13 protein-coding genes are annotated in these 17797 nt (G+C 59.5%); 7 read left to right on the top strand and 6 right to left on the bottom strand.

Annotated features, from left to right (window positions below):
- Positions 1–87 precede the first annotated feature (87 nt).
- The 5 genes from ACFSR7_RS11310 (at position 88) to ACFSR7_RS11290 (ending at position 7725) form a co-directional block, all read left to right on the top strand.
- On the top strand, positions 88–1914 hold the full coding sequence (locus ACFSR7_RS11310) for a cache domain-containing sensor histidine kinase (RefSeq protein ID WP_378161505.1): 1827 nt from the start codon (positions 88–90) through the stop codon (positions 1912–1914).
- A complete protein-coding gene (locus ACFSR7_RS11305) occupies positions 1914–3557 on the top strand; it encodes a response regulator transcription factor (protein ID WP_378161503.1) in 1644 nt (547 codons plus the stop codon). Before ACFSR7_RS11310 ends, ACFSR7_RS11305 begins: the two co-directional genes overlap by 1 nt.
- Positions 3558–3784: 227 nt before the next feature.
- Entirely contained in the window at positions 3785–5920 is a 2136-nt protein-coding gene (locus ACFSR7_RS11300) for a glycosyl hydrolase family 28-related protein (protein ID WP_378161501.1), read from the top strand.
- Positions 5820–7259 carry a discoidin domain-containing protein gene (locus tag ACFSR7_RS11295; RefSeq protein WP_378161499.1) on the top strand — a complete coding sequence of 480 codons (1440 nt, stop codon included), beginning with the start codon at positions 5820–5822 and terminating at the stop codon, positions 7257–7259. The genes ACFSR7_RS11300 and ACFSR7_RS11295 overlap by 101 nt, the downstream gene beginning before the upstream one ends.
- 46 nt (positions 7260–7305) lie before the next feature.
- The gene (locus ACFSR7_RS11290; protein WP_378161497.1) at positions 7306–7725 is read left to right on the top strand and encodes an HAD family hydrolase; all 420 of its coding nucleotides are present in this window, start codon (positions 7306–7308) and stop codon (positions 7723–7725) included.
- A 384-nt stretch (positions 7726–8109) separates the two neighbouring features.
- Here the strand turns inward: ACFSR7_RS11290 and ACFSR7_RS11285 are convergent, their stop codons facing one another.
- The 5 genes from ACFSR7_RS11285 to ACFSR7_RS11265 all read right to left on the bottom strand — a co-directional run bounded on the left by ACFSR7_RS11285 (position 8110) and on the right by ACFSR7_RS11265 (position 14576).
- Entirely contained in the window at positions 8110–9387 is a 1278-nt protein-coding gene (locus tag ACFSR7_RS11285; RefSeq protein WP_378161495.1) for a YheC/YheD family endospore coat-associated protein, read from the bottom strand.
- Positions 9388–9454: 67 nt separating this feature from the next.
- The gene (locus ACFSR7_RS11280) at positions 9455–10633 is read right to left on the bottom strand and encodes a YheC/YheD family endospore coat-associated protein (protein WP_378161493.1); all 1179 of its coding nucleotides are present in this window, start codon (positions 10631–10633) and stop codon (positions 9455–9457) included.
- Positions 10633–12006 carry a YheC/YheD family endospore coat-associated protein gene (locus tag ACFSR7_RS11275; protein WP_378161491.1) on the bottom strand — a complete coding sequence of 458 codons (1374 nt, stop codon included), beginning with the start codon at positions 12004–12006 and terminating at the stop codon, positions 10633–10635. Before ACFSR7_RS11275 ends, ACFSR7_RS11280 begins: the two co-directional genes overlap by 1 nt.
- On the bottom strand, positions 11915–13234 hold the full coding sequence (locus ACFSR7_RS11270; protein ID WP_378161489.1) for a YheC/YheD family endospore coat-associated protein: 1320 nt from the start codon (positions 13232–13234) through the stop codon (positions 11915–11917). Before ACFSR7_RS11270 ends, ACFSR7_RS11275 begins: the two co-directional genes overlap by 92 nt.
- On the bottom strand, positions 13209–14576 hold the full coding sequence (locus ACFSR7_RS11265; protein WP_378161487.1) for a YheC/YheD family endospore coat-associated protein: 1368 nt from the start codon (positions 14574–14576) through the stop codon (positions 13209–13211). The genes ACFSR7_RS11270 and ACFSR7_RS11265 overlap by 26 nt, the downstream gene beginning before the upstream one ends.
- A 177-nt stretch (positions 14577–14753) precedes the next feature.
- Here ACFSR7_RS11265 and ACFSR7_RS11260 point away from each other — a divergent pair, with 177 nt between their 5' ends.
- The gene (locus ACFSR7_RS11260; protein WP_378161485.1) at positions 14754–15791 is read left to right on the top strand and encodes an MBL fold metallo-hydrolase; all 1038 of its coding nucleotides are present in this window, start codon (positions 14754–14756) and stop codon (positions 15789–15791) included.
- A gap of 199 nt (positions 15792–15990) precedes the next feature.
- On the opposite strand, the gene ACFSR7_RS11255 is transcribed toward ACFSR7_RS11260, so the two are convergent.
- Positions 15991–16536: a phosphatidylglycerophosphatase A family protein gene (locus ACFSR7_RS11255; RefSeq protein ID WP_282907791.1), complete on the bottom strand. Its 546-nt coding sequence runs from the start codon at positions 16534–16536 to the stop codon at positions 15991–15993.
- Positions 16537–16706: 170 nt separating this feature from the next.
- On the opposite strand from ACFSR7_RS11255, the gene ACFSR7_RS11250 reads away from it, so the two are divergent.
- On the top strand, positions 16707–17789 hold the full coding sequence (locus ACFSR7_RS11250) for a GerMN domain-containing protein (RefSeq protein ID WP_378161483.1): 1083 nt from the start codon (positions 16707–16709) through the stop codon (positions 17787–17789).
- Positions 17790–17797: the final 8 nt, after the last annotated feature.

Here is a 17797-nt window from a genome sequence, read left to right as displayed (position 1 = left end):
GGCGCCGAATTTTCGGTATCCAGGAATAGACTTGCGAATCGAGGGCGTAGTACACTTGCGATAATTCATCGTGCTGGAGGAATCAGGATGACCAGGACGTCCTTCGCTGACAACATGAGCTTATTCTACAAACTGTTTTACGGCATATTGACGATTCTTGTCATCGTATTGACGCTGTCCAGCGTTTCTTCCTATTTTTACTCCCGCACGATTTTCCGCGAACAGGCGATCGATTCGACGGCTCGACTGGTCAGCAACATCAATACGGGGTTTGAGGATAATCTGGACCAGATCGATCGCATCATCATGTCGATCTATTCGGAAGCCGATCACAATCCGCCGCTCAGCCTGAAGCAGATCTTGACCACGCCGGGCTACGCAAGTCTTAAAGACCAGCTGAACGCCCTGCAGGTAATGGAGAGTTTTTTTCAACGGCTCATGAACTTGCGAAAGGACTTCAACAGCATCTATATCTATGTGTCTCCCGAAAAGCAGTTCTCATATGCCGCCTATGGGAGGAACATCCCGGATTATTCGCCGGTAAGCGAGGATTGGTACAGGGAGACGGTCTACGCGGGCGGCAGAACGGTCATCTTCGCTCCTCACGATCCGTTTCAGCTCCAATATAATCAGAAAGTCGTTTCCTTTTCCCGCGTGCTTCGGGGATTATCGCAAAACATGGATACGACGAACGGGATTATTCTGATCGATCTGTCCATGGAAGCCATCGACAGCATTGTCGCCAAGGGCGGACTTGATTCCGCCACGGGTGTACTGCTGCTGGACCGCGATGGAAAAGTCGTCTATGAAGGCGGGGCAAGCATCGGTCTGGACGAGCAAGCCGTTCGTAAATTAACGTCTCTGAAATCCGGCGATCGGACGTTGACGACGGAAGGGAAAAGCTACTTCGTCTCTTTTAGCACGATTGAATCTGTAGGGTGGAAAACCGTAACGCTGACCCCTTACGCGGAGATGAACCGATTCGGCAATCGACTCTTGCTTTTCGACATCCCGCTCGGCATAACCGCTCTGGCGCTGACGGCGCTGCTGGCCTACTTGCTTTCCAGAAAGCTGTATCGGCCCCTTCAGGAGCTCAAGGCCGGTATGGCGCAGATTAAGCAAGGCAACTTCGATTACCGCCTCGAAGTGTCCTCCAACGACGAGTTCGGCAATCTGGTTTTTAGCTTCAACAAGATGACGAGCACAATTAAGGAGCTGATCTTGGAGAAGTATGAAGCGACGCTCGCCAAGCGGGAAGCGGAATTCAAATATTTGCAGTCGCAGATTAATCCGCATTTCATCTACAATACGCTTCAGATCCTAAGCGGCATGGCGATGCTGTACAAAACGCCGGAAATTCACACGGTTTCCAAAAATTTGGCCAAGATGCTTCGTTACAGCATCAGCCTGGACCGCGCGATCGTACCGGTACGCGAAGAAATAGAGAACGTCGTCTGCTACATGGACATTCAAAAAACGCGGTTCCGCGGTTATTTCGATTATGAACTGATGATCGACGAGGACACATTCGCCTGTGAGACGCTAAAGCTCGTTCTGCAGCCGGTCGTAGAAAATGCGATCGTTCACGGGCTGGAGCCCAAGGAAGAGGGGGGACGTGTCGTCGTCTCCTGCAAGACGGTAGGTAACCGCCTTCGATTCGAAGTTCTAGACAGCGGCGTAGGCATGGACAGGGAGCGTCTTGCGCAGGTCATCGCGCGGCTGGACGAAGCGGATTCGCTGGATCGCCCGTCTGCCGATACGAAGTCGAACTCCATCGGTCTGGCCAACATTCACAAGCGGATTCAGATGCTTTACGGCCCGGAACACGGACTGGCGATCGACAGCGTAAAAAACGAGTGGACAAGAGTCCGGATTGACATGCCGCTCACGGCGAATAAGGGGGAGTCCGTCTAATGCTCAAAGTCTTGATCGTGGATGACGAGGAATGGACCCGAATCAGCATACGGGAAAGCATCGATTGGGCCGCGCTCGGGATGACGATCTGCGGCGAGGCGCGCAACGGCCAATCGGCGCTCGAAGCGATCCGCTCGTCGCAGCCGGATATCGTCATCTCCGACATTCGGATGCCGGTCATGGACGGGATTCGCCTGCTGGCGCATGTCGATGCGGAATTTCCGGATATTTTTGTCGTTCTGCTGAGCGGCTATGCCGAATTTGAATATGCAAGGAAGGCGATCGGGCATCGGGCGTTCGATTACTTGCTTAAGCCCATCGACGAGGACCGGCTGCGGGATACGATGAGCAAAGCGGCGTTGAAGCTGCTTGAAGCCGGAGCTCGCAGAGACGAAGTGAACCGGATGAACAGGCAGTTGAACGAGATCGGCACGATCCCGCTGGAAAAATTTCTGACCCGTCTTGTCACGGGTACGGCCGGCGGCATGCCTGAAATCCGTTATGCCATGGCGAAGCACGGCGTAAAGGCAGACTGGGAATGCCTGGCTGTGTCGGCGCTTAAGGCGGATAACTTCCAGGCGGTGTCCGAGAGACGTTACGGCAACGATGCGGATCTGACCGGCTTCGTGCTGCTCAATATCGTCAGCGAAATGCTCCAAAAAGAAGCGGGCTGGCACGTCTTTCGTTTCTATGGCAAGAACGAGTTGGTCGTTCTGATAAAGGGAACGGATAACGAGAACGAGGAAAACTTGACGATGGCGGTTCGCGACAAGCTTATGGAAATCGCGGCGGCTTTAGACGATACGATCGGCATTCGGGCGAAGGCGGGCGTCGGCGGACCTGTCTCACTGCTGAGCGACGTCCATTATTCCTACAAGCAAGCGATGGAGGCGCTCGGCAGCGTCGGTTTTTTCGGCGCCGGCCCGGTTTTGGTTGCACGCGAGGTCAGCGGCCGCAACGATAGCTACGTCTTTCCGGAGGACAAGGAAAAGGCGGTGCTGTATTATCTCGAGAACGGCTATACGGCGCAGATCGAGGCATGGATCGAAGATTTCTTCTCGGATTGGGCTTCAAACGGGATAGGCCGCCCGGACGGCATCCGGCAGACGCTGCTGGAGCTGATGGTAGGCGTACGGAAGCTGCTTGCCAAATACGGCATTCAGCTGGAAGAACTGCTGGGACAACGCAACTTGTCTGACCTGCTCTGGCAGCGGCTGGACTCCCTTCGGCAGATGAAGGCGTGGCTGCAAGACAGCTTGCAGAGAATCGCCGGCGCGATCGCCGACAAGCGCAAGACCGGCTCCCGCAAAGCGATCTCCGATGTGATCGGGTTCCTTCACGCTCATTTTGTCGAAGAGATCACGCTTTATTCCGTCGCGGAGTCCTTTTATATGAATCCGGCGTATTTGTCCCGCTTGTTCAAACAAGAAGCGGGCCGGACTTTTAACGAATACTTGAGCGAGATCCGGATGACCGCGGCCGCGAATCTGCTTGCAAGCGACGAAGAACTGAAGATCGGGGATATCGCCATATTGACGGGGTACGAAAACGTCACCTATTTCATGAGGAAGTTCAAGGAGCATTTCGGACTGACGCCTTCCGAATATCGCAAGCAAAACGTCGGAAGCAAGCTGGGCATGTAAAAAAAGTGCAGCGAATCACGTAGAACTTGTTGAATGTTCCGAGAATCCGTCGCGTTTATAATGAAAACGAAATGGGCGGGGTCGCTTGACGCATATTTTGAAAGCGTTCTTTCAAGCGTTTCGCCCTCTTACCATCATGAGGGAATGAAGGCGTACGAAGAGACGGGGCCCATTGGAACCGGCCTTGCAAAAGGCAAAAAAAATTGACTCGAAGGAGAGAATTATTCGTGATAAGCCATGTAAAAAAGACGATCTTGAGCGCCATGATGTTCGCCGTGCTGGTTATCGGCGTGTGCTTGTTTTCGAACGTGACTTGGGCCGCGTATTCGCCTGGAATTGCAACGAGCCCTACCTTGCCGCAGGACGATGTCGTCGTTTATACCGAGAAAGTGACGGACTTCGGTGCCGTCCCGAACAACGCGTCGATCGATAATACGACGGCGTTTCAACAAGCAATCGATGAAGCCTACGCGAATGGCGGCGGGATCGTATACGTACCCGCTGGCCATTGGCGGTTGAACGGCACGCTCATCCTGAAGAGAAAGGTTACGCTGCGCGGCGAATGGAGAAATCCCGATATCGCGGGCAACGAGGCGGCACAAGGGACGATCCTTGAAACGACGGCGAACCAGAACAATCCGGGCGGCGCCCCTTTCATCAAAGTCGCTTCGAACGCAACGGTTAAAAACTTGAGCATTTGGTACCCGAACCAAAGCTTCTCCAGCCCTTCAAGCTATCCTGTTACGATCGCGGACGGCACTTTCGACACGGAGGACGATTTTCATCATGGCTTCGCCGTCGTCAATGTAACGATCTATAACGCGTATCAAGGCATCGCGACGGGCACCGCCGGTTATTCTCAGGAGCCGTTGATCAGGAACGTCATGATGACGGCCTTGAACAAGGGCGTGCACCAGAAGAACGACTGGAACTTTGGAAATACGGAAAGTGTGCATGTATCGACCAAATATTGGATCAATTCGGGGCTGGCGGGCGCGCCAAGCTCAGGGGCTAACCAGACGATCCTGCAATCGTATACGCGCGCGAATCTGACGGGTGTCGTGCTTGACGGTCATATCGACGGCATCAATCTGTACGATATCCGGGTCGATGACGCCAATGTTGGCATCGAAAGCGCGAACCGCTGGGCACAAATAACCAACGTAACGCTTAATAATGTCAACACAGGCGTGTATTATCATTACGCCGGCGGCCTTAACGCGGGGAACTCGCTGGTGGGCGGGACGATCAACGTCCTTCCGGGTTCGAATACGTACGGTATTAAAATGACACAGGTCGGCCAAGTGCTCATTCAAGGGATTACGATCGGCGGAACGCCGACCAACAGTGTCTACTTCGAGTCCGCCTCGGAAACCTTGAATCTCATGAAAATGACGTTCAACGGCTGGACCGATTCGGCTGTTAAAGTCGTGCAGGGAAGCGCGCTGATCGAGGCGTCATCCTTCAACGCCGGAGGCACGCACATTTATTTGGACAACAGGGTGAAATCCGCTTCGATTCTCGGCAATGCTTTTACAGGATCGCCTTCGATCGTATATGCGCCGACGCCGCAAATTTATATCGATCATACGCCGCTCGGCATTCCGGACCTTCCGGCAGTCGCCACAAGCTATGCGATGCTGAAGGAACGAAAACCGGCCAACTCGAACAATTTCTATAACATCACGACGTACGGCGCGGTCAGCGGCATCGCCAACGCGAGCACCGACAATACGACGGCCATTCAAAATGCGCTGAATGCGGCCTCCTCCGCGGGCGGAGGCACGGTCTTCGTGCCCGCCGGCTACTGGATGGTAAAAGGCCAGCTGACGATCCCGACCGGCGTGGAGCTCAGAGGCGTGGCGGAAGCCGCTTCGATGGGCGACAACCGAGGCTCGACCTTGTTTTCCTACGCGAACAAAAACAATCCGGGCGGTACGCCGTTCATCACGCTGAACGCCGCGAGCGGCTTGCGCGGGATCATGGTGTATTATCCCGAGATGGGAACGAGCAGATCGACGACCTATCCGTATTCGATCAAGGGGAACGGCAACAACATCTGGATTCGCGACGTCAGGCTTGTCAATTCGTGGAACGGCATCGACCTGGCGAGCGTTCGATCCGACAACTTCGAGTTGTCAGGCGTGTCCGGCAATGTCAGGAACATCGGAACGTATGTCAGCAACGGTTCGACCGGCGCTCGCTTTCCCCAACAACACCTTTCGGAACAATTTGTCGCTCGCCAGCACCGCATCTCCCTGGTTGTTCGGGAATACCTCCAACATTACCGCGCTGCAGCTGAGCGTATACCTGCCGGATACGGGGGTCGACGCGCAAGCAGCGGGACTGCGGTTCGTCAATAACGGAGGCACGACGAATAACTTCACATGCATTACGTGCCAAACGGATGCTTCGCCTACTGCGCGGGTCGATGCCGGCGGCACGATCAACCTGGTCGATTTCGGGGGGACGCAGACCGGACTGATTACCGGTTCGGCATTCGCAGGCACGCTGAATGTGTTCGGATACCGGTATGCCGATCACGGCACGATGGTCAATATGAACGGCGGCACGCTCAATGCGTATCAATTCACCGCTTCGCCGGAAGATATCAAATTCCAATTGAACGGCGGCACGTCAAATTTTTACGGCACCAATCTGACGTACCCTTCGCCGTATACGTCGTTTAATGTAGGCGCGTCGATCACGGCGGCCAAAATCGTGGGCGGAGCGGGTGCGGGGGGGATAGGCATCGCGAACAGCGCGGGATCGAAGTTGACGGCGAGCTATAATGTCGATACGAAGTATGTCAACAAGACAGCAACCGCAACGAGCTCGGTGGAAGATGCGAACTGGGGCGTTCAGGACGTCGTGGATGGCAACCCCAATTCGGTCGCCGGCTCCATGGGCTGGTCCAGCAATTCGTCGCTGTCGGTGAATCATACGGAAGCGCTCACCGTGGACATGGGCAGCGTCAAATCGCTCGCCAGAATCGATCTGTATCCGAGAAACGACGGTGCGAACACGGGATACGGCTTCCCGGTCAACTTTACGATCCAGGTATCGACGAACGGAACGTCTTGGACAACCGTCGTTGCCAAGACAGGTTATGCGTTGCCGGGCAATGCGGCGCAAAGCTTTACGTTTGCTCCCCAAGCGGTCCGATACGTCAAGATTGAAGGAACGAGCCTGCGGCAGAATCCGAACGACGGCAACTTGTATCGCATGCAATTCGCCGAAGCCAGCCTGCTCGCGGCTGCCGGCGTCAGTGCGACCAGCTCTGTCGAGGATGCGAGCTGGGGCATATCGAGATTGACGGACGGCAATCTGACGAGCACGGCCGGTTCGTACGGATGGACCAGCAGCAATAACGTCGGCACCAACCATACGGAATCCGTTACCTTGGACTTGGGGATGGCGCAGCCGATCACGACGGTGAATTTGTACCCGCGCTCGGATGGGACGAACGCAGGATACGGCTTCCCGGTCGACTTCACGATCCAGGTGTCGGCGGACGGGACGAACTGGACGACGGTCGTAACCCGTACGGCGTATCCCAAACCAAGCAGCGGAGTCGCGCAGTCTTTTGTTTTCACCGCTCAGACGGCCCGATATGTGAAAATCGAAGGGACGAGTCTGCGACAGAATCCGAGCGACGGCAACCTGTATCGAATGCAACTCGCGGAGGCGCTCGTTTATTAATAAATGGCTGGTGAGCCGGCGTGAGTAGAAGACGCCAGCCATTTGTTTGCAGTACGAGCTGGGAGAGCCGGAGAGCGGGCGGGGCGAATCGTACGAAGGCGTGCCGGAAGTGCTGGGCGAGCTCAAGTCGCGCGGCGTGCGGCTGTTCGTGGCCGGCAACGGACTGGAAGCCTACGTCAAAGAAGTGCCACGGCTGAGAGGCATCGGCGATCTGTTCGAAGGCATTTACAGCGCCGGCGAATACGCCACGCGCTCCAAGGTTGAGCTCGTGCGCCTTCTGTTCGAGCAGAGCGGAGCGAAGTCGGCCTGGATGGTCGGCGATCGTCATTCGGACTTCGAAGCGGGCAAAGGCAACGGCTTGTTCACGGTCGGCTGCGATTATGCCGGATTCCGACGCGAGGGCGACCTGGACGAAGCGGACGTGCGGATCGCGAGCTTTTCCGAACTGTTGGAACTGTTGCGCTGAAGCTGGACCAAGGCTAACAAAAAAGAGTAGGCTCCAAGGAGCTTACTCTTTTTTTGTCGATGGTTGCTGAGGCACCGCCTACTGTATAGAAGGCGATGGGCGGAATGGGGCAGCGTTAGGTGCGATCGCCTTCTGTAGAGAAGGCGATGAGGGGAAATGGACGCCTTCGGGTGAGATCGCCTTCTGTAGAGAAGGCGATGGGCAGAAAAGGACGCCGACGGGTGCGATCGCCTTCTGTGGAGAAGGCGATGGGCGGAATGGGGCAGCGTTGGGTGAGATCGCCTTCTGTAGAGAAGGCGATGGGCAGAAAAGGACGCCGACGGGTGCGATTGCCTACTGTGGAGAAAGGGATGGGGCAATGGGTTCGGCCGCGAGACAGCTCGCTCAGAAGAGCGGCCCGCCGCCTAAACCGCCCATGCTGCCGCCGCCGCTACCGGCGGTCTCCGCAGCGAAGCCGCCGCTCGCGGGCAATCCGCCGCCGGTGCCTGGCGCCCCGGCAGCACCGGCTCCCGCGCTGCCCGCGCCGGCGCTGGCCGGCAAGCGGCTTTTACCTGTACGCGCGAGCCGTCGCTGACGGTGGAGCCACACCGCGTACTCGAGCGGGCGCGACAGCGCCGTCCGGTACACGTCTGACTCGCCGGCCTGCATGAAGACCTCGCGCGCGGGCTTCGGATTGACCTCGAGCAGCCAGACGCGGCCCTCGCGGTCGATCGCAAGATCGAGCGCGAGCTCGCACAGCGCGCCGTACGTGCGCTCGAGATGCCGCGCCACGCCGATGCCAAGCGTCTCGGCGGTCTTGCGGATCTGTCCGATCCGCTCCTCGCTGCCGATCCATTCGCGCAGCAGCGTATTCATTGGCACGGCTCTGCCGCCGCCGTGCAGATTGCTCGTGATGCTGCGGGGCGGACCGACGCGGCCGGCACAGCCGGTCACCGTCCAATCGCCTTCGCCGTTTTTTTGCACGAGCATCCGGTAATCGTGCACGCGTCCGCTGGGCAGACGGATATGCAGTCCCTGCTGCGCGATATACCGGTCGCCGTGCTTATCCCATGTCCGCAGCACGGCGGCGAGCTGCTCTTTGGACACCCGCCGCGGCGTCACGATGCGCCGGGCGTGGTCGCGGCCTTGAACGGCGTAAGTGCCGTCCTTCATCCGCTCCACGCGCAGAATGCCGCGGCCGCCCGTGCCGTTGATCGGCTTCACGTACACGAGCGAATGCTTCCGGAGCATCGCCTGCACGTCTTCCGGCGAGTCGTAGAACCGGGTCGAAGGCAGGTGAGGCTCGAAGGCGGCCACTTTGCCCAGCGTCCGGTGAACGGTCCACTTGTTGCGTAGCGGACGGTTCAGGAACGTCAGGTGGCCGTATTTCCGCCTGAAGGCGAGCAAGCGCTGGAATCTCGGGCTGCGCTGGATGCGGCAGCGGTCGTAGATCAGCTGCGGGAATCGGACCCATTTGCGCTCCCATGTCCGGGAATCCGTGCTGTAGAACATCGCGAAGATGCGGTCGCCCGCCTCGTCGACGTCGTCCGGCGTGAAGACGAATACGGAGAGGCCGAGCTTGCGCCCGATCGCGGTCATACGCGCATAGACGGATTTTTCCTCCAGCATCTTGCGGTCGTTCAAATACAGCGTCAATATGCCAAGCGTCGGCTGCGCCGCCACGTTCGTCACCTCGGTCCGGAATCTGCCGCATGGGCAAGCGTAACGGCTTTACTGTCAGTAAACGGATTTACCTTCGCTCTGGATTGCGCCGCCGATGAATGTATTGGCCGTATTGGAAAATGCGCTCGAGCGACTTTTTGCGAATATGCGGCTCGTCGAATTTCATCGGCTTCGAGTTCGCTTCGAAAAACCACAGATGTCCGTCCTCGTCGACCCCCAGGTCCATGGACATTTCGAACAGACGGCTGAGCGAGGAGCGTTCGATCCGCGCCGCCAGCACAAGCACGGTTTGACGGACCTTCGTGAATACCTGCTGCGCCTTTTCAGGGCCGAACACCGCGGCGAGCAGCCGCTCCGGGTCTTCGATCGAGCCGCCGCGCGGCACATGCGTCGTGATGCTCGACGAGCCGGCCATCCTGGCGCCGATGCCGGTCAGCTCCCAGGCGCCGTCCGCGTTTTTCTGCACGAGCGCGCGCAGGTCGAAGGGACGGCCGTTCACCTTCGCAAGCGCGATGCCTTGCTGGGCGATATACGGCTCGGATTGGGATTTCGTATTGGCGCGCACCCGCAGCCAGAGCCGGTTCAACGTCGAGCAATGGTACGTGTTGCTGCCTTTTTCGTCCTGCACCTGCAAGCGGTACGGGAGGTTTTTTTCCGGCGAGATCCTGACCGTCATGATTCCGACGCCGGCCTTGCCCATGACCGGCTTGAGATACACGAGCGGATGGCGCTTCAGCATGCCGGACAGCACCGTCTGCTCGGTCAGCCGCTTCGTCTCGGGGACGAAGCCGCGCGTCGTCTTATATTGGCTTAGCCATTTGAACAACGACCATTTATTGAAGAAGCGCCGGTTGAAAAACGCCATGTCAGGCTGGCTGGCGATGCGGGCCAGCTTCTTGCGCACCCAGGGCAGTCTCTCGTCCTCGCGCAGCGGTATGCGATTGTACACGACAGTAGGGCGCGGAAACCAGGATTTGAGCCAAAGATCCTTCGACGCGTTGTATGTGAAGCCGAGCACGCGGGGCGCGGTGAGCTTCAGATTCCGGACGGTCACGACGTAAGTCAGGAAGCCTTGGTCCTCGCCGGTCTTCAGCAGGTCGGCGAAGTTCTGTCGGTTGCCTCTGAACAGCTGCAGGTCGTCGTCGATCGTCAAGATCGCAAGGACGGGCTTCTCCTGCGCCTGCACGTTCGCGCTTCCGGGCGCCACGGCAAGCACGCCCGGTTCTGCTCCGGCTGGTCGTAGCATCAGGACTCATCCTTCCTGCGGAATTTGCTGAGATACAGACAGTGATCCAGAATATATTGAAGCGAGGCTTTACCCTGCTCTTTGAGTGCGGGGTGCTTGAAGATCGAACGGCCCGGCTTCGCGTTCGCCTCGAACATCCAGATGTCCCCGTCCTTATCGATGCCGATATCCAAACCGAGCTCGCCGAGCGTATGCGAATAGTTGCGCTCGATCGCTTCGGACAGCTTGACGGCCGCATCCTTGGCATTTTGCAGCACCTCGGACGAGCGGTCCCCGAATGTCCGGCTCAGCGCCTGTTCGGGCGTCATCAGCTGTCCGCCGTTTTTAACGTGAGTCGTGACGCTGCCGCGGCCCGCTTTTTTCGCGCCGATGCCGGCTACGACCCAACGGTTTTCGCCGTTTTTGTGCATGTGGAAGCGGAAGTCGATCGGGCAGTGGTCGATCTCGATCAGCCTTATTCCCTGCTGCACGACATAGCCGGACAGACGCGCGCCGTGACGGGCTCTCAGCATGCGGATCAGGCTCGCAAAGCTGGTAAACCGCAGCAGGACGTTGCTCGTGCCTCTCCGGTAGCGAACGAAGTAGCCCCGCTTCGGATGGTACGTCAGCCTGTAGATGCCCATCCCGAGACTGCCGCCTGTCGGCTTGTAATATAGGAAGTGATGCTTCTCGAGCAGCTCTTTGATTTTCTCGGAAGTCGGATTATTGATCGATTCAGGGAGATGGGCGAGCGCCTCCGGATCGTTGTCCAGCAGGCTGTACACGTCGGACTTGTTGAAGAAGGTCCAGTTAAAAATCGGAATGCGCCTGCGGACGAACTTTTCCCGCAGCGAGGTAATATAGCTGCCGGTCTCCGCGCGTCGGCTCGGAAGCCGGTTGTAAACGACGTCGGGCAGCGGCACGACGCGGCGCACCCAGCCGCCGCCGCCGTCAAGAAACCAGCCGTGCACCGTTTCCTGCTGCCAGTTGATATCCTTGGGCGTAAACGCGAAGAAATAAGCTTTTTTCTGACCGATCGCGAGCAACTGCTTGACGAATCCGGTCCGGGAACCGAAGGGCGCGACCTGCGAGCGGTTGCCGTCGGTCAGAACGCCGATCAGCGGTCCGAGCTGGATCTCGTCGCCGTTCGCGTCGGCCAGGTAGACGTTGCCCGACTTGGGGACGCGGACGGAGCGCCGCAGTCCGGCGGACAGGAAAACGTGGTGCCCCTTGCGCTTTACGGTCTTCAGGGCGGCGGGCACGACATCCCGGCCGAGCTTTACGTTGATCGTTTTGCGGCCGTCAATTTTCAGCATTTTGGCGAGCGGGCTGGACAGCCACACGACCTTCTCCGCCTGCTGCGTGAAGTGAACGTTGCACAAGGTCAAACTCATGACATACCCTCCCAGATGATACAAGCAGGATGTAACGCGCATAGGCCAACGGGTTGTTGATCGCATCCGACATCGCCGCGTCTCCGGCCTCCGCCATGGATGCGCGTCCGGGCTTCGTGTTCGCTTCGAGAAACCAGACCCGGCCTCCGCGGTCGATGCCGTAGTCGAGGCCGAGCTCGGCGAAGCGGCCGTACATTTGCTCGAGCCGGGCAACGATGCTGCCCGAAGCCTCGCGCAGTCGTTCGAGCAGCCGGCCGGCCGTCCGTTCGCCGAACAATTCGGCGAGATACGGGGCGGGCGGACGGGCGACGCCTCCGCCGTGAAGATTGGCCGTCACGGATTCGGGCGCGCCCGTCCTGACCGCGATTCCGGTCATGACCCAGCCGCCGCCGCCGTCTTTTTGCATGAGCGCGCGCAGGTCGAAGGGCTCGCCGTCCGCGCCGCGAAGCGCCAGCAGCGGCTGCATCAGGTAGGGGCGGTGACCGACCCAGTTGCGAACCTCTTGCAGCGCTTCGCGGCGCGGAAACCTGCGCGCACGCACCAAGGCTCCGGAGGCGTCCCTGCCGCTCAGCGTCCAACTGCCGCCGGATGTCTCGGCAATCGCGAGCGCGCCTTTTCCTTGCGAGCCTCCGGAGGGCTTGAGAAATGCGGAGCCTCCCCTCGCCCCGACCCAGGCGACGAGCGACGCGACGCCCCGGTAGGCGGCAGAAGGGGGCAGCAGCGGGCGAATCTCGGCGCAGCGGGACAACGTGCGGAGCACGGCGGTCTTGCCGGGCAGGCTGCCGTTCAGCAGCCTGAAGCCGCCTCGATCGCGCATCGTGCGCAGAGCTGTAAGGCTGCGTTCCCGAGACTCGCGGCTGTCCGGCCATAGACGGTCGTAGAGCAGCGCTGGAGCCTCTACGGTCTCCCGCCGCCAACTGCCGTCCGTATAGCGCCAGCCGGCGACCGCGTTCGTGCTGCTGTCCCAGGTCGCGGGATCGAAGGCATAAGCGACGAGCGCATGCCGGGGAGCGGCGGCCATCAGACGCCGGATGAAGTCCGCTTCGGCGAACGGCGCAGCCGCCCCCCCGTGCGTATATTCGCTGCGTTCGCAGACCAAAATGCCGATCGGGCGCAGCTCGCCCCCGTTCGCAGATCCTTCGCTCCGCATGCGGACGCGCCGGAAGTGATCCGCCGTGCGGCGCGCGCCTCGTCCTTCGTCGTCAGAAGCCTGCAAGGTAACGGGCATATTGAATCATCATCCGCACGGACGGGCGGATTTTCCCCTCGTTTAGTGGCGTATTGTCGTTCTTGGAAGGCTTCGAATTCACTTCCAGCAGCCATACCCGTCCCGACGTATCGAGCGCCAGATCGACGCCGAGCTCGCCGAAGTGGGCGGGGATGCGCTCGTCGACGCCCCTGGAAATATCAAGGGCAGCCTTGTGCAGCCGCGCCGAAACGTCCTTGCGGGCGCCTGGCGCCATGTTCGACCTGGCGACCGCCTCCTTCACCGTGGACAACGTGCCGCCGCGGGCAAGATTGGAAACGTAATGCTGACTGCCCGCGATTCTGCCGACGATGGACGTGACGACCCATTTCCCAGAAGCATTTTTTTGCGTCAGCGCGCGGAAGTCGACTGGCCGGCCGCCGATCTCGATAAGCGTAAGGCCTTGCTGAATCAAGTACCGAACGGTTTTCATCTTGCCGCTGATCGTCGAAAATACTTTTACCAAATTCGGATACGATTGCTTGCGCGTGCCCATGGGGGTCGTGAACGAAGCCGTCCAGCCCTCCTGGCTCGCGCGGCTAAGCCGGATGATGCCTTTGCCGAGACTGCCGCGCACAGGTTTGAGAAAGACGGACGCGTACCTGGCGCACATGCTCTTTAGCGTCGTGTAACTTTGCAGCGAATGGGATTCAGGCAAATAACGCAGCACTGCAGTGTCGCCTTTGAGCGCATCGAACACTTCGGATTTGTCCAGGAACTTCTCGTTGAACACTTGGGCGCCGTACCGCTGTTTGATGTCGATCAGAAATTGCTGGACGCTGGATTTGTTCTCGAGCTTGCGCGAGGTCAGCCGGTTGTTCACGACATCCGGCGCCGGCAGGACGGCCTGATGCCAGCCGCCTTGATAGACCCAGCCCTCTACGCCGCCGCTCCGCGAACCGATGCCACCGGGCGTGAAGAAGTAGACGAACGCGCCTTGGCTGCGGCACGCGTCCACCAGCTCCCGGCAGAACATCGTAATGCTGCCGAACGGCTTGTCGGGCTGCGTCGGATAATCCCGGCTGACCAGCACCCCGATGACCGGACCGAGCGACAGCGTGCGGGAACCCGAGCGGTACTGAAGGCGCAGCGGCGTGCCTGAGGCGAGTCCTATGCGCCTGGCCAGGGCGTGCCCGACGCGCAGCCCGTCGTATCGAGATACGGGGATCACGGTGACCGATTGGCGAAAGGAACCGAACTGCAGGATAAGCTGCTGCTGGGCCGGGATTTTGGCTGCCTTCATCACCGAATCCCCCAGCATCAGGACGTCGTCGGCCATTATACCGGAGCTTACGACCTGGACGTCGACCTTTGGGGTAGGCATGTGGACGGCTCCTTCCAACGTGCTCGCAATCCGCCCTCGAACGGCCCGCGAAGGGCCGCCTTGCGGACGCAGGCGAGAATACACCATCATATGAGGACATCTATCCATAGGTGATTGGCCGACTCCGCCTAAAAAACGCTATACTGATAAGAAACGAACGATCGGGGAGGCCGGGAGATGAGGAATTCGCTGCCTCTTTGGACAAGTCACGGAAGCGGGATCGTGCAGCTTCGCTTGCCGCTTCCATTCGCGCTGAAGCAGGTGAACGCGTATTTGCTGCAGGCTGCCGACGGCTGGACGGTCGTCGATGCGGGTCTGCGCACGCCGGAAGCCGAAGCCGCATGGGAAACGTTCATGTCGCAGGCCGGCTTGGAATGGCGCGACATCGTGCGGATCGTGGTGACGCATTACCATCCGGATCATTACGGTCTGTCGGGCTGGCTGCAGACGCGCACGCAAGCGGAGGTCTGGCTGTCGGAGACCGCGTCCCGGTACGCGCAGCGATTATGGGGGGAAAACGAGACTTTCTCCGCGGAGCTGGTGAGCGCCTTCCGCGCGCACGGTCTGCCGGAGCCGCTATGCGACGGCGTAAGCGGACATCTGGAGAGCGTCAAGCGGCAGGTGCTGCCGCATCCGGTCCGGACGCGCGCGATCGGAGCTGGAGACTTGCTTTCCTTCGGAGGCGCAAGGTGGGAAGCGATCGGCGGCGAGGGCCATGCCCCGGGGCATCTGGCGTTCTACGATAGCGACAGGCGGATCATGCTGTGCGGCGATCAGGTGCTGCCCGACATCACGCCGAATATCGGCTGGATGGCGGGCGGAGATCCGGACCCGCTCGGCTCGTACCTGGCGAGCCTGGACCGAATGGCGGCTTGCGGGGTCGACATGGCGTATCCGGGGCACCGGGAGCCGTTCGCCGGCTTCGGCCGCCGGGTCACCGAATTGCGCGAACATCATGTCCGGCGGCTCGTGCGTATGGAGGCGCTGGCTTCGGAGCTGTCCGCTATCAACAATAAAGGACGGCTGACGGCGTTCGCGATGTGCGAGGCGCTGTTCGGCGAGCGTATCGGCGGCAATCCGCACAATTTGCGATTCGCCATGGCGGAGACGATCGCGCACATGGAGCGGATGACGTCGGACAGAACGCTTGTTCAGGAACGGGAGAGCGATTCGGGGTCCGGAGCCTCACGCATTTACTACCGGACGGCACGCTGAGCGACGGACGGACCGGCGCATCGGGGCGGACGGGCACTGGGGAGCGTTTTCCGCGCCGTGCTTTTCGAAGTCGCAAAACATGACAAAAAACGCCTCCTGGACGAGCGCTTCGGCGTGCGCTTGGAGGCGTTTTGCTTATTCATGAGTTCGGCATTTAGCCATTAAACCAGAAGCTATCGGGTTAAAAGCAATCAGGCCATTAAGCCTGGTCGCCGAGCGCTTCCTCGACGGCCTCGCGCTCCGCCTGTTTGCGATGGGCGATCCGGCTGGCAGCGGACGCGGCGATGGCGCCAACGATATCGTCCAGGAACGTGTGCACGTCCTTGCCGTTTTTCTCATTAAGCTTCTTGAGGACGCCGGGCTTAAACTTGTCGACATAACCGAAGTTCGTAAGGCCGATGCTGCCGTATACGTTGACGATGCTGAGCGCGAGCACCTCGTCACAGCCGTAGAGGCCCTCGTCGTGCCAGATCATGTTCTGAAGCGGGGGCAGCAGCTGGCCCTGTTCTGCGAGCATGTCGAGCTGAATGCCGGTCAGCACGGCGTTCTGCACTTCGCGCTTGGACAGCACGGCTTCGACGTTAGTTACGCATTCGTCGAGGGTCAAATCTTTAAAATAATCTTTTTGCAGCAGCATGACCAATTGGCCGATTTGCTCCTTGGAGACGCCTCGCTTGCCGAGCCAGTCCATGGTCGCCTGGGCGACTTCCTTGCTATTAAGCCGGTAGTTGGCCGGATTGGACATGACGCACACCTCTTTCTTGTTATCGCTCCCGTTGCAAGCGATCACGATCATTATATTCTTCGCCCGAGCAGGACAAACCGTACATATTTCTCCCGGGGGCTCGTATACATAGTACTACAATACGAGGGAAGCGATAAAGTGCGGCGCCCCTGCGGGAGGAATTGGCAAATATGATACCTGTTCATTTACGAAAACCGTTGTGGAAGCTGCTTGCCGCGGGCGGACTAGCCGTCGCTGTTACGGGATGCAGCATCTCGGGCGTAGAAAAGACCGCCACAGATCCGATCGACGCGCCGCCTGCCGCCGTTGAAAACCAGATGCTGCAAGCCGCTGACGACGCCATGGCGCCGATGGGGAGCTCCGCGATCGCCGACGGTCTGACCGTGTACTTGAAGGACAGCAGAGGCTACGTCGCGCCGATGACGCTGGACCGGTCCAAGCAGGAAAGCGAGACCGGACAAAACGCGCCGGAGATTGAAGCGCTGGCCTGGCTGACAGCGGACGCCAAGCTCGCCGGGCAGCTCCCCCCCGGCTTCACGCCCGTGCTGCCAAAAGGGACGGTCGTCTCCAAGGTCGTCAAAAATCCGGAAGCCGGCTCGGTCACCGTTGACTTTGCTAAGCCGCTGACGGGCATACCGGCATCGGACGAGCGCAAGGTGCTGGAGGCCATCGTCTGGACGATGACGGAGCTGCCGGGCATCGACAAGGTGCATCTCACCGTCGCCGGCCAGGACATGACCGAGCTTCCGGCTTCCGGCTTGCCGGTTCCGGTGGTGCTCACGCGCAATATCGGCATTAACCTGGAGCGTTCGCCGCAGGTCAAAGTGAGCGATTCGATGGCCGTGACGCTTTATTTCTCCGCCAAAAACGAGCAGGGAGACGGCTACTTCGTACCTGTGACGCGTCTGATCGAACGGCAGAGCGACCGTGCTCGCGCCGCGCTGGGCGAGCTGATCAAAGGGCCGCAGGACACGAAAAGCCTCGAGGCCGTCATGCTCGCGAATACGACGGTGGAGGAGCTTGCCCTGAAGTCGGATACCGTGCAGGTCAAGCTGCAGGAGCAGGACTGGGCGGCGGGCATGCCGATGCCGGCCGAGATGATGGAAGGCCTGGTGCTGACCTTGACCGAGGCGACCGGCGCTCCGAAGGTCGCAGTCGCCGTCAACGGCAGCACCAAGCTGACCGGTGCCGACAGCGAGACGTATGAGCAGCCGGTACAACGCCCGGCGCAGATTAACGCCTATACGGGCTGAACAGGCCG

The sequence above is a fragment of the Cohnella sp. GCM10020058 genome, from assembly GCF_042683485.1.
Classification (GTDB): Bacteria; Bacillota; Bacilli; order Paenibacillales; family Paenibacillaceae; genus Cohnella.
Note: the sequence above shows the minus strand (reverse complement) of the source record. Positions and strands in the feature narration are given on the sequence as shown.

What these genes read in the sequence shown, in the direction of transcription:
- ACFSR7_RS11270 (WP_378161489.1), bottom strand. Translation starts at nt 13,234, where the DNA reads ATGCCCGTTACCTTGCAGGCTTCTGACGACGAAGGACGAGGCGCGCGC.
- ACFSR7_RS11265 (WP_378161487.1), bottom strand. Translation starts at nt 14,576, where the DNA reads ATGCCTACCCCAAAGGTCGACGTCCAGGTCGTAAGCTCCGGTATAATG.
- ACFSR7_RS11260 (WP_378161485.1), top strand. Translation starts at nt 14,754, where the DNA reads ATGAGGAATTCGCTGCCTCTTTGGACAAGTCACGGAAGCGGGATCGTG.
- ACFSR7_RS11275 (WP_378161491.1), bottom strand. Translation starts at nt 12,006, where the DNA reads ATGAGTTTGACCTTGTGCAACGTTCACTTCACGCAGCAGGCGGAGAAG.
- ACFSR7_RS11280 (WP_378161493.1), bottom strand. Translation starts at nt 10,633, where the DNA reads ATGCTACGACCAGCCGGAGCAGAACCGGGCGTGCTTGCCGTGGCGCCC.
- ACFSR7_RS11250 (WP_378161483.1), top strand. Translation starts at nt 16,707, where the DNA reads ATGATACCTGTTCATTTACGAAAACCGTTGTGGAAGCTGCTTGCCGCG.
- ACFSR7_RS11305 (WP_378161503.1), top strand. Translation starts at nt 1,914, where the DNA reads ATGCTCAAAGTCTTGATCGTGGATGACGAGGAATGGACCCGAATCAGC.
- ACFSR7_RS11255 (WP_282907791.1), bottom strand. Translation starts at nt 16,536, where the DNA reads ATGTCCAATCCGGCCAACTACCGGCTTAATAGCAAGGAAGTCGCCCAG.
- ACFSR7_RS11310 (WP_378161505.1), top strand. Translation starts at nt 88, where the DNA reads ATGACCAGGACGTCCTTCGCTGACAACATGAGCTTATTCTACAAACTG.